Here is a 13,321-nt window from a genome sequence, read left to right as displayed (position 1 = left end):
GGTCGTCACCAGGTGGCTCCGGGATGGGATCGAGCGAGGTGCTGCATCTCAGCCAGCAGGAAGCCCATCGCCTCGGTGTGGATGCCTCGTCGTCCGCCGGTGGGTATCGAGGGGACCTCCGGAGACGTCAGCGTGGCCTGCCGGATCACCGTGGTCACATACTGTGTGAAGGCAGGACGGAGTTCGGATACGGGCACCGCCACTCCCGACTCGAGCAGGGTCGCCGGGATCCAGGAGTCGTCGAACATCTCTTCCAGATAAGGCCAGACGCGTTCCAACGCGGTCTGCATCTGTTGGTGCGAAAACTCGGTGCCATCACCCAGCCGAAGAGTCCATTGGGTGGCGTGGTCGCGATGGTAGGCCACCTCCTTGGTCGCCTTGGCCGCGATCGCCGACAGCATCTCGTCCGTGCTCGAGGAGAGCCGGCGGTAGAGCTCGAGCTGGTAGCTGCTGACCAGCAGCAGCTTGGCAATCGTCACGGCGAAGTCCCCGTTTGTCAGCTCCACTAGCTGCAGATTGAGGAACTTCCGCTCGTCCCGGAAGAAGGCAAGATCATCTTCATTGCGCCCGGCGCCCTCGACATCGCCGGCGTAGGACAGCAGGAGACGGGCCTGGCCCAGTTGATCCAGGGCGATGTTGCCCAGCGCGACATCCTCTTCGAGTTCCGGCGCCGAGGCGATCCACTCAGCCAGCCGCTGGGCATGGATCAGCGCGTCGTCGCCGAGCGACGTGACATAGCGCGCCAGGTCGGCTCTGGTCGTGGCTCCCACCGCGTGCGGAGAAGGGGCGTCGCCGCTGGTCACAGGTGCCGCACCTCCTCCGGCAGGTGATAGAAGGTCGGGTGCCGATAGACCTTGTCTGCGGCCGGGTCGAAGTAGGAGTCCTTCTCGTCCGGGCTGGACGCGGTGATCTGGCTCGCTGGAACCACCCAGATGCTGACGCCCTCGCCGCGCCGGGTGAAGAGGTCGCGGGCACTCCGCAGCGCCATTGCTGCGTCGGCGGCGTGCAGCGAACCGGCATGCGTGTGTGACAGCCCCCGCCGGGGCCGGATGAACACCTCCCACAGCGGCCAGCCGCGACGCCCTTCGACAGGCTCAGGGCGCGGAAGGGAGGGCTCAGGGGGTGTGCCGGTGTTCGTGCTCTGAGCTTGTCGAAGAGCGTGGGGGTGCCCTTCGACAGGCTCAGGGCGCGGAGGGGAGGGCTCCGGGCGCGGAGGGTAGGGCTCTGGGGGCGGAGGGGGAGTGGGGTGGTTCACGCTGCGCCCCGCTGGCTTCGGGCGGTCTGCTTGTCGGCGTAGGCGGTGGCCGCTTCACGGACCCAGGCGCCGTCCTCGTGGGCCTTGCGGCGATGCTCGATCCGCTGCCGGTTGCAGGGGCCACGACCCTTGAGCACGGCAGCGAACTCGGCCCAGTCGATCGGGCCGTACCGCCAGTGGCCGTCGTCATATTTCAGTTCCGGGTCGGGCAGCGTGACGCCGAGCACCTCCGCCTGCGGCACCGTCATGTCCACGAACCGCTGCCGCAGGTCGTCATTGCTGTGCCGCTTGATCCCCCAGGCCATCGACTGGGCGGAGTTGGGCGACTCATCGTCTGGCGGACCGAACATCATCAGGCTCGGCCACCACCACCGGTTGACCGCGTCCTGCAGCATCTCCCCTTGTGCCTCGGTGCCTCGGGACAGCGTGTAGAGGATCTCGAAGCCCTGCCGCTGGTGGAACGACTCCTCCTTGCAGATCCGGACCATCGCCCGGGCGTACGGACCGTACGAGCAGCGGCAGAGGGGGACCTGGTTGACGATCGCGGCCCCGTCGACCAGCCAGCCGATGGCGCCCATGTCTGCCCAGGTCAGTGTCGGGTAGTTGAAGATCGACGAGTACTTCTGTCGTCCCGTGTGCAGTAGGTCCATCAGCTCGGCGCGCTCAACCCCCAACGTCTCCGCTGCTCCGTAGAGGTAGAGCCCGTGACCGGCCTCGTCCTGGACCTTGGCCAGCAGGATCGCCTTGCGCTTCAGGCTGGGTGCCCGGGTGATCCAGTTCGCTTCCGGCTGCATGCCGATGATCTCCGAGTGCGCATGCTGCGCGATCTGACGGATCAACGTCTTCCGGTAGCCGGCCGGCATCCAGTCCCTGGGTTCGATCCGCTCGTCTGCGGCGATCAGCTCATCGAAGCGCCGTTGCTGCTCGGCGTCGCTCAGCTGCGAGACGTCGTCGACCGGTTCACCGAAGTCGTTGCCGTACATACCAGCCAGCCTACTGGCCTGATCTGCTCAGGAGGGCTGCAGCCGAGCCTGCTCGAGCCGGGCCACCCGCAGTTCGGCCCAGTCCCCGTGAAAGGCCATCATTACCAGTGTCGCGGTCGGGAATCGGTGCTCGATGGCGGCGAACGCCTCGGCGTCGGAGTCGAACGGGTCGGCCAACTGATGGGCCAGGGCGGGGACCCCCGGAGCGTGCCCGACCACCAGTGCAGTCCGCACCTCACTCGGCACCTCCTGCAGAACGGCGAGGATGGTGTCCGACCCAGCGTTGTAGAGCCGGGGGTCGTAGTCGACCTCGGCTGCGAGACCCAGACCTTCCCACGTCTGCCGGGCTCGAGTTGCGGGGGAGCACAGCGCCTGGTCGACGCTGATCTCCTGCTGACGCAGATACGCGCCCACGGCGGACGCCTGCCGCTGCCCGAGGACGGTCAGTGGTCGCTCCTGGTCGCGCCGACCCACGTTCGTGTCCTCGGCCTCGGCATGCCTGAGCAGCAACAGCGTCCTGGCGTGGCTCATAGCACTGAGGTTAGCCCCTGGATTGCTTGCATAGACGGGCTTTCGGCTGTCAGTCTGAGTGTGCCGACGGTCGCTGATCCCCCGAACAGCGGCCGCCGGTCCCTGCTCTGGCCGGGGGCTGCCTGGGTCGGGTCGGGCCAGGTGGAGCTGCTGTCGTGCGATGGATAGCCTGGTGAACTGTGCATCACAGCCGCTATCCGCTGAACATCTTCTTCTTCCTCGCCGGTTTCGCCTCCGCCAACTGGACCGTACGCGTACCCGCGGTGAAGGAGCACGTGGGCGCCAGCGCGACCGAGTTGGGGCTGGTGCTGCTGTGCATGTCCCTGGGCGGGCTCGTGGCCATGTCGCAGGGCGGTCGGCTCTGCGTCCGCTACGGCACCCGGCCGATCGTCGTGGTCGCCGGCCTCGGCACCTTCCTGGCGTTGCCGCTGCCGACGCTGGCCCCGAGTGTGCCGGTGCTGGGGCTGTTCCTCGCGGTGTACGGCCTGATGTACGGGTTCTTCAACATCGCCCTGAACAGTGCCGCGGTCGAGGTTGAGAAGGCCGCCGGGCGGCCAGTGATGTCGGGGCTGCATGGGCTCTACTCGACAGGTGCTCTCGGCGGCGCCCTGGTCGGCGGTCTTGCGGCCGCGCGACTGACAGCACTCAGCCATCTCGCCGTCATCGCCGCTCTCGGCGTGGTCGTCGCCCTCGCCTTCGCTCGACTGCTGCTGGCCCGAGCCGAACCGCCCGCCGTCCGGACGGTGGCCCAGCCGAAGCGTTCCGGGCTGGCGTCGATGGGTCCTGTCGTCAGATTGCTCGCCGTCGTTGCCTTCTGCACGGCGTTCGCGGAGTACTCCAACAACGACTGGGCGGTGCTGCATCTCGGTGACGATCTCGGCGCATCGCCGACGCTGGCCGCCTATGGCTACGCCGCCTACGAATGCGCCATCGCAGTCACCCGGCTGACCGGCGGGAAGCTGATCAAGATTGTCGGCGAGGCCGGCGTACTCGTCGGAGGATCGCTGCTGGCCACCGCCGGGATCCTGGTCTCTGCCTGGGCGGCCGCCCTGCCCGGTGGCCTGCTGCTGGCGTTCGTCGCCTACGTCGCCGTCGGTCTCGGTGTCGCCAACCTCTACCCGATCGCCATCGCCCGTGCAGGCGCACTGGGAGGCCCTCGAGCGGTCAGTGTCGTCGCGCCGATGGCCACCATCGGCATCCTGATCGAGCGGCCGCTGGTCGGTCTGCTGGCCGACCACCTGTCGCTGCCGACGGCACTGTCGATGGTGGCGCTGCTCACCGTCCTGGCAGCGGTGGTCGGAGTCTGGACCCGGCGGGAGCTCCGGCCTCGCCAGCGGGCTGTGGAGGCCGTCTCCGTCTGCTGACGGCCGGTAGACCCGAGCCCGGGCTACCCGTCGACCAGGCCGTCGAACCGTTGGCCCCGGTGCCGGGCGAGCAGCTCAGCCTGACCCTCCAGTGCGGCCAGCACCTCCCTGGTGGGTCTGGTCCAGTGGGTGACGCGCAGGGTGAACCTGCTGCCGGACGCCTTGGGCCGCCAACTTCCGATCACCTCGGCCCCGAGCAGCATTACCCCTGGGCGGCCCAGCACCGGCCACAGCTCCTTGTGCCGAGCCGGGTCCGGGACCAGCAGCTCGCGGTCCCGGCACTGCATGAACAGGTCATAGCCGTTGAGCAGCCGAACCTGCCCCTGGTCGTCGCCTGGCGGCGCGGTCAGCAGAGGGAGTGACTCGACCAGTGCGGAGCTTGTCGAAGAGCGGGTGTCGAGCAGGATGTCGACGGTGTCGGCGGGCCAGTGTCGCCTGATGTCCGCGACCGGGGCGTCCAGGAAGGCGGCCACCTGCTGGGGGGTCGCTGGACCGAACAGGCGCAGGTAGGCCCGGATCGGCTGGATGTGGGTGGCTGCGACCAGCGGGTCGGTGGCCGGGCCGACTTGCCGCTTGGGCCAGCCTGGGATCCGGCGCAGGACGGGTGGCGAGGTGCCGGGCTCGAGCTCGAGACCGGCATGCAGGGCAGCCAGCCGGAACGGCATCTCATATAGGTGGGTGGCGTTGCAGGGTCGACAGAACCGGAGGTACTCGGCCGGCATGATCTCGGCCAACCGACTGGAGAGTTCGCCCTTCCCCATCGGCTGCCGGACCAGCGCGCGCATCTCGGCCGCCACAGCAGTCAACGCCGCCAGCGCCGGGATCCCGGCGGCCTTCAGCGGTCGGTTGGCGTCATAGATCCGCTTGCCGGCGTCGGCTTCGGAGAACGGCGAAGTGGCCACCTGCACGTCGGCAAGGTCGGCCCGGCGGTAGAAGTGCGGTGCCCCGCGGAGCGTCCAGGCCAGGGCTACGCCGGGTGCGGAGTTCAGGGCTGCGGGGGTGGGGACCGAGACGCCCCGGCTGACCAGCGACCAGCTGGCCGACTCGTTCCCGCTGAACTGCACCCCCAGGTCGAGCACCGATGCATCGGTGATCTCGCGCACCGGGTCGAGCGCGCGGTCCAGCTGCTGGGCATGGAGCCGATAGCGGAGCAGCGCCGCCCGGCTGACCTTGAGTACGGCCATGCGATCAGCCTACGAGGCCGGACTGTCTTAAAGATCACCCTTGTTGGATCAACAAAGGGACGAGCCAACGGGGAGACCGCGCACAGGACCAGTCGAGAGTGACATTGACGACAGGACCACAGGGTGATCATCTGACGGCACTCGTCGAGTGATCTTGCCGCCGATTCCGAGTGATACGGTCACCTACCATGAAGGCCTCCCCCGCCTCACTCGTACAGCCGAACGCACGCTTCCTCCGGCTCTGCCTCGTGACTGCCCTGATCGTCTGCCTTTTCGGGGCCCTCCTGCTGAGCCACCTGGATGCGATACCCAAGCTGCTGATCAGTGACGTGGGCCTCATCGGGGGTGGTGTCGCCTCCGCGCTCAGCTGTGGTGATCGGGCGTTGCGCTCGATCGGGCGCCGCCGACGGGCCTGGTTGTTCCTGGCCATAGCCGGTGCACTGGCCGCAGCCGGCAACCTGTGGATCCTGATCGTGACCGTTGCCGGGTTGTCGCCCTCGCTCGCGATCGCCGGTGACGTGGCCTTCTTCATCGGTCTTCCGCTCAGCATGGCCGGTTTGATCACGTTCCCCTCTGTGCGACGCCGAGGGACGGAGCTGGCCAGACTGGTGTTGGACGGCATTGTCATCGGCGGATCGGTGCTGAGGATCGTGAGCGGCACCGTCTTCCCGCAGTTGGTTCCGCCGGGTTCGGAGATGTCGCTCAGCCGCTTCTTCGTCCTGCTGCTGCCGCTGTTCGATGTCGCAGTGGCGACCCTGGCGGGTTTGCTGATCGTCCGCAGCAGCCGCAACGACCGACCCGCCCTGGTGCTGGTAAGTGCGGGCTTCGCCTTCTACGCCGTCACCGACCTGACGTTCGCCGTGCTGAGCGCCACCCACAAGGGGTTCGGTGTCGGCACGATCCTCGACCTGGGCTGGATCGCCGGCTACGCCTTGATCGCGTTGGCGGCTCGGCACCCGGCAGCACTCGCCGTGCAGCAGGACGTGGAGGAGCCGACCGAGGCGTCTCCCGTGATGGGCACGGTGGTCACCTTCACGCTCTTCGTGACGGCTTCGATCACGGGACTGATCCAGGCACGCTCCGGTGGGCTGACGATCGGTCTGATCGGACTGTGGCTGGTCGTGGTGCTCGCCGTCGCGGCACGCCAGATCCTGCTGATCATCGACAACGACACCCTGCGCAAGGGCCTGGAAGGCATGGTGAGCGAGCGGACCAGCGCCCTGCGCGACATGACCAGGCGAGCCGAGCTGTTGCTGGCCTCGGTTGGGGACGGCATCTACGGCGTCGACACCCAGGGGGTCATCACGTTCGTCAACCCCGCCGCTGCGCGGGCGCTGGGCTACAGCCAGACGGAGCTGATCGGGCAGGACGCGCATGCGGCCTTCCACGCCGACCAGGAGGACGGTCAGCCCTACCCCTGGGAGAACTGCTACATCTCCGAAGCCATCCGGGAGGGCATCAGCACAGCATCCGAGGAGGACCTCTACCTGCGCAAGACCGGTCAGCAGGTCCCCGTCGAGGTGACGGCGAGCCCGCTGACCAACGACGGACAGGTCCAGGGTGCGGTGGTGGTCTTCCGCGACGTCACCCAGCGTCGTGAGGTCGACAAGCTGAAGAACGAGTTTGTCTCCGTGGTCAGCCACGAGCTCCGCACGCCGTTGACCTCCATCCGCGGCTCGCTCGGCCTGCTGGCGGGAGGTGCCGTGGGCGAGCTGCCTGCCTCGGCACAGCGGATGCTGGGCATCGCCCTGGACAGCAGTGAGCGCCTGACCCGGCTGATCAACGACATTCTGGACATCGAGCGGATCGAGTCCGGCACTATGCCGATGGAGGTGGCTACCTACACTGCCGCCGATCTCATCGACGCTGCAGTCGAGCAGGTGCAGGGGATCGCCGCCCAGGCCAAGGTGAAGATCAAGGTGCTGGACTCCAACGGGCGGGTGCGCGCGGACGCGGACCGCGTCGTCCAGACGTTGATCAACCTGCTCGGGAACGCGATCAAGTTCTCACCCGAAGACTCATCGGTGGAGGTGCATGCGGTTCCCAAGGACACCATGGTCGAGTTCAGGGTCATGGACAACGGTCGGGGCATCCCTCAGGACAAGCTCGACCAGATCTTCGGGCGGTTCGAGCAGGTGGACTCCTCCGATGCCCGGGACAAGGGCGGCACCGGTCTTGGACTGGCGATCAGCCGCAGCATCGTGGAACGCCTCGGTGGCCGGATCTGGGCCGAGGCTCGCGCAGATGGCGGGGCGGTCTTCATCTTCACCATGCCCAGGATCGTGGAGGACCCTCCGGTCGAGCCGTCCGGTGAAGGCCCGAGACTGGTGGTCTGCGACGACGATCCGGACGTGGTCCGGGTGCTCTGCGAGCTGCTCACCGAACGCGGCTACCGAACGGTGGGAGTCACCGACGGAGAACAGGCTGTTGCCCTAGTCTCGGCCGAGCTGCCGGCTGCGCTGCTCCTCGACCTGGCCATGCCCGGCACCACTGGAGCGGATGTCGTAAGCGCGCTCAAACGTGGCCGCGAGACGCAGGACGTCCCGATCGTCGTCATCTCCGGCCTGACCCCGGCGTTGGATCCGGACACCGCGGCGCAGACGGACGGCTGGCTGGTCAAGCCGATCGATGAGGAGCGGCTGGCCAGGACCGTCGCTGCGGCCATCTCGGGGCATCACACCCGCGGCACGGTGCTGATGGTGGAGGACGACGATGATCTCGCCAGTGTCATCTCCACCCTGCTGCAGCGTCGCGGGCTGACCGTGTTCCATGCCCGCACCCGCCAAGCTGCCCTGGACTACTGCGCGCAGAACCAGCCGCAGGTGCTGATCCTGGACCTGCGGCTGCCGGACGGTTCAGGAACCGAGGTGGTGGAGATCCTGCGCCGCAACGGTCAGCTGGTGGATGTCCCGCTGATCGTCTACAGCGCTGCGGACGTGGATGACCGCGACCGAGACGGGCTCCGATTGGGTCGCACGATCTTCCTCACCAAGGGTCGGGTGACCCCGCAGGAACTGGAGGACAGGGTGGTGGACCTGCTGGATCTGGCCACCGGCCGCCTGCAGCCCAGCATCGCCGAGCGGAGATCCTGAGTGGGGTTCGCTAGTATCCTCTCAGCGGTTGGGGGAACGGCTCCGGCAGGAAGGACCTTATGAACCTCGCGCTGACAACGAGCGAGCATGCGCAACACTCGGGCAAAGTGCAGCAACAGGGGTTGACCATCAGGGTCAGCAGTGGAACCGGTATCGGCCGCACCCGTCTTTCGGCGTTCGACGCCGCGCTGCGCGATGCCGGTGTCGCCAACTTCAACCTGATCAGGCTCAGCTCGGTGATTCCCCCCGGTAGTGACGTTCTCGAGGTCGACGGGTCCGAGCAGCTGGCCGGTGGCTACGGTGACATGCTGTACTGCGTCTACGCCGACGCCTATGCCTCCACTCCGAACGAGCAGGCCTGGGCCGGTGTGGCCTGGTCCAGCCGGGACGACCAGTCCGGTGCCGGGCTCTTTGTCGAGCACCACGCCTCCTCTCGAAAGTCGCTGGAGCATGATCTGCGGGCGAGCCTTGATGATCTCTCCGTCGGCCGCGGCGGTGGCTACCATCACGGCGGATCGGTGATCGCCTCTGTGGAATGCCATGACCATCCCGTCTGTGCAGTGGTGGTGGCGACCTACAAGAGGAGCGGATGGATCACCCATGAGCAGCGTTAGTCCGCAGCCGGAGCCCGCGCCGCGCCGCAAGTTCGGCGAGCTGACCAAGATCACCGTCGAGAGCGAGGTGTCGGTCGAGCACGCCGAGATGTTCTACCAGCTCTATCTGGTCGCCTTCGAGCCACTGCGGCACCGGGCGGTGGCTCGGCAGGTGCTGCACCGCGACGAGTTCTTCGAGGAGATGCATGACCCGCGGGTCTGGAAGTACGTCGCCTGGGACGACGCGGGCCAGCCGATCGGCCTGACCACCTTGACGAAGGACCTGTCCACCGTGCCGTGGATCAGCCCGGAGTACTTCACCAGCCGGTATCCCGAGCACGCCGCCCGGGACGCCATCTACTACCTCGGGTTCACCCTCGCCGACCCGAGGCAGCGGCTGAGCCGGCTGTTCTTCCAGATGCTCGACGCGGTCGTCGGGCGACTGGTGGATGACCGGGCCGTGTGTGCCTACGACGTCTGTGCCTACAACAACGAGTCGATGCGGTTCGGTCGCAACATCGAGCTGGCTCTGCACCGGCTGGCGGACGTCGACGTCGAGACGATCGACGCTCAGACGTACTACCGCGCAGAGTTCCGTTGACCCTGCGGAAGGTGCTCAACGGGCCCCGATGCGGTACGGTCAAGCATCTTGGGGGATGACCAGCTAGAGGCTGGTGAAGAGCTTTTAGGCGTTGTTGGAGGCCGATCGTGAATCCCATTCCCCACCGAACCTGCCCGGCGTGGTCGCTGGCCGCGCGCTGGTCTTCCGCTTCGACCCCGCTCGCCATGATCGGTTCCCCTGTGATCACCCATGGCGGCCGATCATGACCAGCCGACGGGTCCTGGTCGTCGATGACGACGACTCGATCCGTGAGGTCGCGCAGATGGCGCTGGAGCTGGTGGGCGGATGGCAGGTCACTACTGCGGCCTGTGGGGCCGAGGGATGGGCCAAGGCCCGCGAGCACCAGCCGGACGCGATCTTGATGGACGTGATGATGCCGGGAATGGACGGCCCCACCACCTTCAGCCATATGCAGGACGATCCCGAGACTCGTGAGATCCCGGTGATCTTGCTCACAGCGAAGGTGCAGGCGGGGGATCGGCGTGAGTTCGCCGACCTCGAGCTGGCAGGAGTGATCGCCAAACCGTTCGACCCGATGACGCTCTCGAACGAGGTGGCCGAGCTGCTCGGCTGGCAGGGATGACGCAGGAGGCGGCAGACCGGGCGCAGAACGCACTGGAGGCCATTGCCGAACGTGCGCTGCAGACCAACCTGGCGAGAGTGACCGAGCTGGAGGACGCCGTCATGGCGACGCTCGAGGGGCGGCTCGATGCCGAGCAGCGGCAGTCCGCGAAGAGGGCGGCGCACCAGTTGGCCGGTTCCGCGGGCACGTTCGGCTATCCCCGGTCCTCGGAGCTGTCGGAGCGGCTGGAACGATTCTTCGAGCGTGGTGCGCTGGTGGACCCCGCCGAGCTGCTGGCCGCGACGAGCTGGCTGGAGGCCCTGCAGGTCGACCTGTCCAGACCGCTGGCGTCGCGTGAAGCATCGGATGACCCGACCGGCCGCTCGGCGAACGACTCGACCGCCGAGAACCAGCAAGTGGCGGGTCATCTGCTGCTGGCACATCCCGACCGTCAACTGGCTCCGAAGCTGATCCACGCTGCCCGGGCACGCGGTCTGGTCGGCCACTGGGCACCCGACCTTGAACGGGCCATCACCCTCCAGCAGCGTCACCGGCCGAACATCGTGCTGCTCGATCCCGAGCTGCCCCCCGGGGAGGGACTGGAGTTGCTCACCGGTTTGACCGGTGAGGGGGAGCGTCCCGACACCTTCATCCTCACCACCGACGAGGACGTCGACCGGGTCGCAGCTATCCGGGCCGGAGTCACCGGCTTTCTGTCCGCCACGCTGCCGCCCGATCGGCTGCTGACAGCGGCATTGGACACCGTGGCGCGGCGGCAGCCGCAGCCCGCCCGGGTGCTCGCCGTGGATGACGACCCGCTCCTGCTTGAGGCGATCCAGGAGCTGTTCGCCGGGACGTTGACCGAGATCACGGCTGTCACCGACCCCCTCCAGGTGTGGGAGGCCCTCAGGCAGACGGACCCGGACCTGCTGCTGCTGGATGTGGACATGCCCGGTGCCACCGGCCTGGAGCTCTGTCGGATGGTGCGGGCAGACCCCACCTGGGCTGCACTGCCGGTGCTCATTCTCACCGGCAGCATCGGGCCTACCCAGGTGCGATCGGTCTTCGAGGCGGGTGCGGACGACTACGTGGCCAAGCCCTTCGTCGGCCCCGAGCTCGTCAGCCGGGTGAACAACAGGCTCGAACGGGTGCGGCTGCTGCGTGGGCTGGCCGAGAACGACCAACTGACCGGCCTGGTGAACCGGCACCGGTTGGAGGTGCAGTTCGCCCGGCTGCAGGCGCTCGCGGCCGGCGAGCAGCAGCCCTTGTCGATCGGGTTGCTGGATGTCGACGGCCTGAAACGGCTGAACCGCGAGCATGGGCACACCTTCGGCGACTCGGTGCTGCAGAGCCTGTCCGACGTGCTGGCGAACGCCTTCAGCGGTGACGACGTAGTCGGTCGCTGGGCCGGCCAGGAGCTCGTCGTCGCGATGTACGGCATGCACCGCGATGACGGAGTCGCCAGGGTTGCGGCTCTCCGAAACGAGTTTCAGCGACGGCGGTTCGAGCTCAACGGCCAGCAGGTCTCCGTCACCTTCAGCGCAGCTGTCGCCGAGCTCGGGCCTGACGGCAAGGACCTCCACCAGCTGTTCCGGGCCGCGACCGGGACTGTCGCAGTGGCCAAGCGGGCCGGTGGCGACCGTGTGGTGGCCACCGGATGGCGGCCAAGCGGTGACGAGACGGTCACGGATGTGCTGGTCATCGAGGACGACGACGCGCTGGCGGGGCTGCTGCAGCACGCGCTCGAGAGCCGCGGACTCAGCAGCCGGCAGCTGCGCGACGGCGCGGAGGCACTGCGCCGACTGACCGGGCCCGACCGCCTGTCAGCCCGGGTGATCGTGCTGGACGTCGACCTGCCCGGCATCAACGGGCTCGACCTGCTCAGTCTGCTGTCCCAGAAGGCCGTGTTGGCTCACACCAGGGTGATCATGCTGACAGCACGGGCCGGTGAGGCGGAGGTGCTCTCCGCCCTCCAGTCGGGTGCCTTCGACCATGTCGCCAAACCGTTCAGCGTCCCGGTACTGATGCAACGGATCCGTCGAGCCCTGGACGGTTGATCATGGAACCCACGACCGACCTGCTGAACGGTGCTCTTGTCGTTGCCGCGATCGCTGCGGTGTTGCTGCTCGTCGTCCTGTTCACGGTGACGCTCGTACGGGCGGGACGACGCCGACGGTGGGGGGACAACAGGGAGGCGTGGCTCGCCACCCTGGGCGAGCTGATGACCGCGGAGGGGGCTGAAATCGGCCCAGAGACCGCTGCCGGTGAGTCCAAGGTCGCCAGTCTGTCTCGGCGAGACCAGGTCAGCACGGTGTCGGATCTCACCGGCCAGCTGACCGACGGCACCGCGCGGCGCGTCCTGGAGTCGGGCGGGTCCGCCCAGCTGGCGGCCACTGCGGCCCGTTGGACCAGCAGCAGCCGATGGTGGCGGCGGCTGCACGGAGTCCGAACCCTCAACCTGATGGGGGCCGATGAGCCCGACCTGCTGCGGCTGGTTGACGACCGCCACCCGCAGGTGCGGGCGGAGGCGGCGGCCTGGGTGGCCAGGCATCCGACCGACGCCGGACTGGACCGCCTGTTCGCCCTGCTCGACGATCAGGTGGCCCTGTGCAGATTCGCTGCCGAGGACGCGTTGCTGGTGGCCGGCCGGGCGGCACTTCCGGCGTTGCTGCGCTATCTGCAGTCCGATCAGTCGGCGCGGAGAGAGACGGCCTTCCGGTTGGCCTCCCACCACGGCGGGATCGAGCTCGGAGCCGTCGCCGTGCACGGCTGCGCCGACCGCCGACCGACGGTGCGAGCGGCGGCAGCGCAGCTGTTGACCGCGACGGCGGACCCCAGGGCGGCTGAGGTGCTGATCAGCCTGCTGGACGATGCCGACCCGCGCGTCCGTTCCGCCGCGGCGCACGGCCTCGGTGCGCTCGAGCACTGGCAGGCCGCGGGTCTGCTCCGGGCTCGGCTGAGCGACCCGGTGTGGGAGGTCAGCCGCGCTGCCGCGGGTGGGTTGCGTGCCCTGGGGCCGGCCGGCCGGCTCTATCTGCGCCGGGCGACGACCGACGTCGACGAGGCGGTGGCCGGGATGGCGAGCCATGTCCTCGAGCTGCCGGCGTTCGCTGTCGAAGCCCGGGAGAGCTGATC

The 13,321-nt window shown here is 68.0% G+C and carries 12 protein-coding genes; 7 read left to right on the top strand and 5 right to left on the bottom strand.

Features of this window, described 5'->3' with window-relative positions:
* Window positions 1-5: 5 nt before the first annotated feature.
* The 4 genes from paaC to JOE57_RS06985 all read right to left on the bottom strand — a co-directional run bounded on the left by paaC (window position 6) and on the right by JOE57_RS06985 (window position 2,769).
* Window positions 6-803 carry a 1,2-phenylacetyl-CoA epoxidase subunit PaaC gene (paaC, locus tag JOE57_RS07000; protein WP_338041205.1) on the bottom strand — a complete coding sequence of 266 codons (798 nt, stop codon included), beginning with the start codon at window positions 801-803 and terminating at the stop codon, window positions 6-8.
* Complete coding sequence (paaB, locus tag JOE57_RS06995) at window positions 800-1,066, bottom strand: 1,2-phenylacetyl-CoA epoxidase subunit PaaB (protein ID WP_204920292.1); 267 nt, start codon at window positions 1,064-1,066, stop codon at window positions 800-802. The genes paaC and paaB overlap by 4 nt, the downstream gene beginning before the upstream one ends.
* A 185-nt stretch (window positions 1,067-1,251) precedes the next feature.
* Complete coding sequence (paaA, locus tag JOE57_RS06990; protein ID WP_204917010.1) at window positions 1,252-2,238, bottom strand: 1,2-phenylacetyl-CoA epoxidase subunit PaaA; 987 nt, start codon at window positions 2,236-2,238, stop codon at window positions 1,252-1,254.
* Window positions 2,239-2,265: 27 nt separating this feature from the next.
* The gene (locus JOE57_RS06985) at window positions 2,266-2,769 is read right to left on the bottom strand and encodes a SixA phosphatase family protein (protein WP_204917009.1); all 504 of its coding nucleotides are present in this window, start codon (window positions 2,767-2,769) and stop codon (window positions 2,266-2,268) included.
* A 179-nt stretch (window positions 2,770-2,948) separates the two neighbouring features.
* Here JOE57_RS06985 and JOE57_RS06980 point away from each other — a divergent pair, with 179 nt between their 5' ends.
* Window positions 2,949-4,133: an MFS transporter gene (locus JOE57_RS06980; protein WP_204917008.1), complete on the top strand. Its 1,185-nt coding sequence runs from the start codon at window positions 2,949-2,951 to the stop codon at window positions 4,131-4,133.
* Between the two features lie 23 nt (window positions 4,134-4,156).
* On the opposite strand, the gene JOE57_RS06975 is transcribed toward JOE57_RS06980, so the two are convergent.
* Entirely contained in the window at window positions 4,157-5,317 is a 1,161-nt protein-coding gene (locus tag JOE57_RS06975) for a DNA glycosylase AlkZ-like family protein (protein ID WP_204917007.1), read from the bottom strand.
* Between the two features lie 188 nt (window positions 5,318-5,505).
* On the opposite strand from JOE57_RS06975, the gene JOE57_RS06970 reads away from it, so the two are divergent.
* From JOE57_RS06970 to JOE57_RS06945, 6 genes are all read left to right on the top strand, one after another.
* On the top strand, window positions 5,506-8,409 hold the full coding sequence (locus JOE57_RS06970; RefSeq protein WP_204917006.1) for a hybrid sensor histidine kinase/response regulator: 2,904 nt from the start codon (window positions 5,506-5,508) through the stop codon (window positions 8,407-8,409).
* Between the two features lie 59 nt (window positions 8,410-8,468).
* Entirely contained in the window at window positions 8,469-9,023 is a 555-nt protein-coding gene (locus JOE57_RS06965) for a pyruvoyl-dependent arginine decarboxylase (RefSeq protein ID WP_204917005.1), read from the top strand.
* Entirely contained in the window at window positions 9,010-9,603 is a 594-nt protein-coding gene (locus JOE57_RS06960) for a hypothetical protein (RefSeq protein ID WP_204917004.1), read from the top strand. Before JOE57_RS06965 ends, JOE57_RS06960 begins: the two co-directional genes overlap by 14 nt.
* 223 nt (window positions 9,604-9,826) lie before the next feature.
* Window positions 9,827-10,207, top strand: a complete 381-nt coding sequence (locus JOE57_RS06955) for a response regulator (protein WP_204917003.1) — start codon at window positions 9,827-9,829, stop codon at window positions 10,205-10,207.
* Window positions 10,204-12,243, top strand: a complete 2,040-nt coding sequence (locus JOE57_RS06950) for a response regulator (protein WP_204917002.1) — start codon at window positions 10,204-10,206, stop codon at window positions 12,241-12,243. The genes JOE57_RS06955 and JOE57_RS06950 overlap by 4 nt, the downstream gene beginning before the upstream one ends.
* Before the next feature lie 2 nt (window positions 12,244-12,245).
* On the top strand, window positions 12,246-13,319 hold the full coding sequence (locus JOE57_RS06945) for a HEAT repeat domain-containing protein (protein ID WP_204917001.1): 1,074 nt from the start codon (window positions 12,246-12,248) through the stop codon (window positions 13,317-13,319).
* Window positions 13,320-13,321 lie beyond the last annotated feature (2 nt).

It is taken from the genome of Microlunatus panaciterrae (assembly GCF_016907535.1).
Classification (GTDB): domain Bacteria; phylum Actinomycetota; class Actinomycetes; order Propionibacteriales; family Propionibacteriaceae; genus Microlunatus; species Microlunatus panaciterrae.
This window is presented reverse-complemented; position numbering and strand designations above follow the sequence as displayed.

Bases quoted from the DNA above. Each gene is read 5' to 3' on its own strand.
- JOE57_RS06960 (WP_204917004.1), top strand. From the start codon at position 9,010: ATGAGCAGCGTTAGTCCGCAGCCGGAGCCCGCGCCGCGCCGCAAGTTC.
- paaA (WP_204917010.1), bottom strand. From the start codon at position 2,238: ATGTACGGCAACGACTTCGGTGAACCGGTCGACGACGTCTCGCAGCTG.
- JOE57_RS06985 (WP_204917009.1), bottom strand. From the start codon at position 2,769: ATGAGCCACGCCAGGACGCTGTTGCTGCTCAGGCATGCCGAGGCCGAG.
- JOE57_RS06945 (WP_204917001.1), top strand. From the start codon at position 12,246: ATGGAACCCACGACCGACCTGCTGAACGGTGCTCTTGTCGTTGCCGCG.
- JOE57_RS06950 (WP_204917002.1), top strand. From the start codon at position 10,204: ATGACGCAGGAGGCGGCAGACCGGGCGCAGAACGCACTGGAGGCCATT.
- JOE57_RS06965 (WP_204917005.1), top strand. From the start codon at position 8,469: ATGAACCTCGCGCTGACAACGAGCGAGCATGCGCAACACTCGGGCAAA.
- JOE57_RS06955 (WP_204917003.1), top strand. From the start codon at position 9,827: ATGACCAGCCGACGGGTCCTGGTCGTCGATGACGACGACTCGATCCGT.
- JOE57_RS06970 (WP_204917006.1), top strand. From the start codon at position 5,506: ATGAAGGCCTCCCCCGCCTCACTCGTACAGCCGAACGCACGCTTCCTC.
- JOE57_RS06975 (WP_204917007.1), bottom strand. From the start codon at position 5,317: ATGGCCGTACTCAAGGTCAGCCGGGCGGCGCTGCTCCGCTATCGGCTC.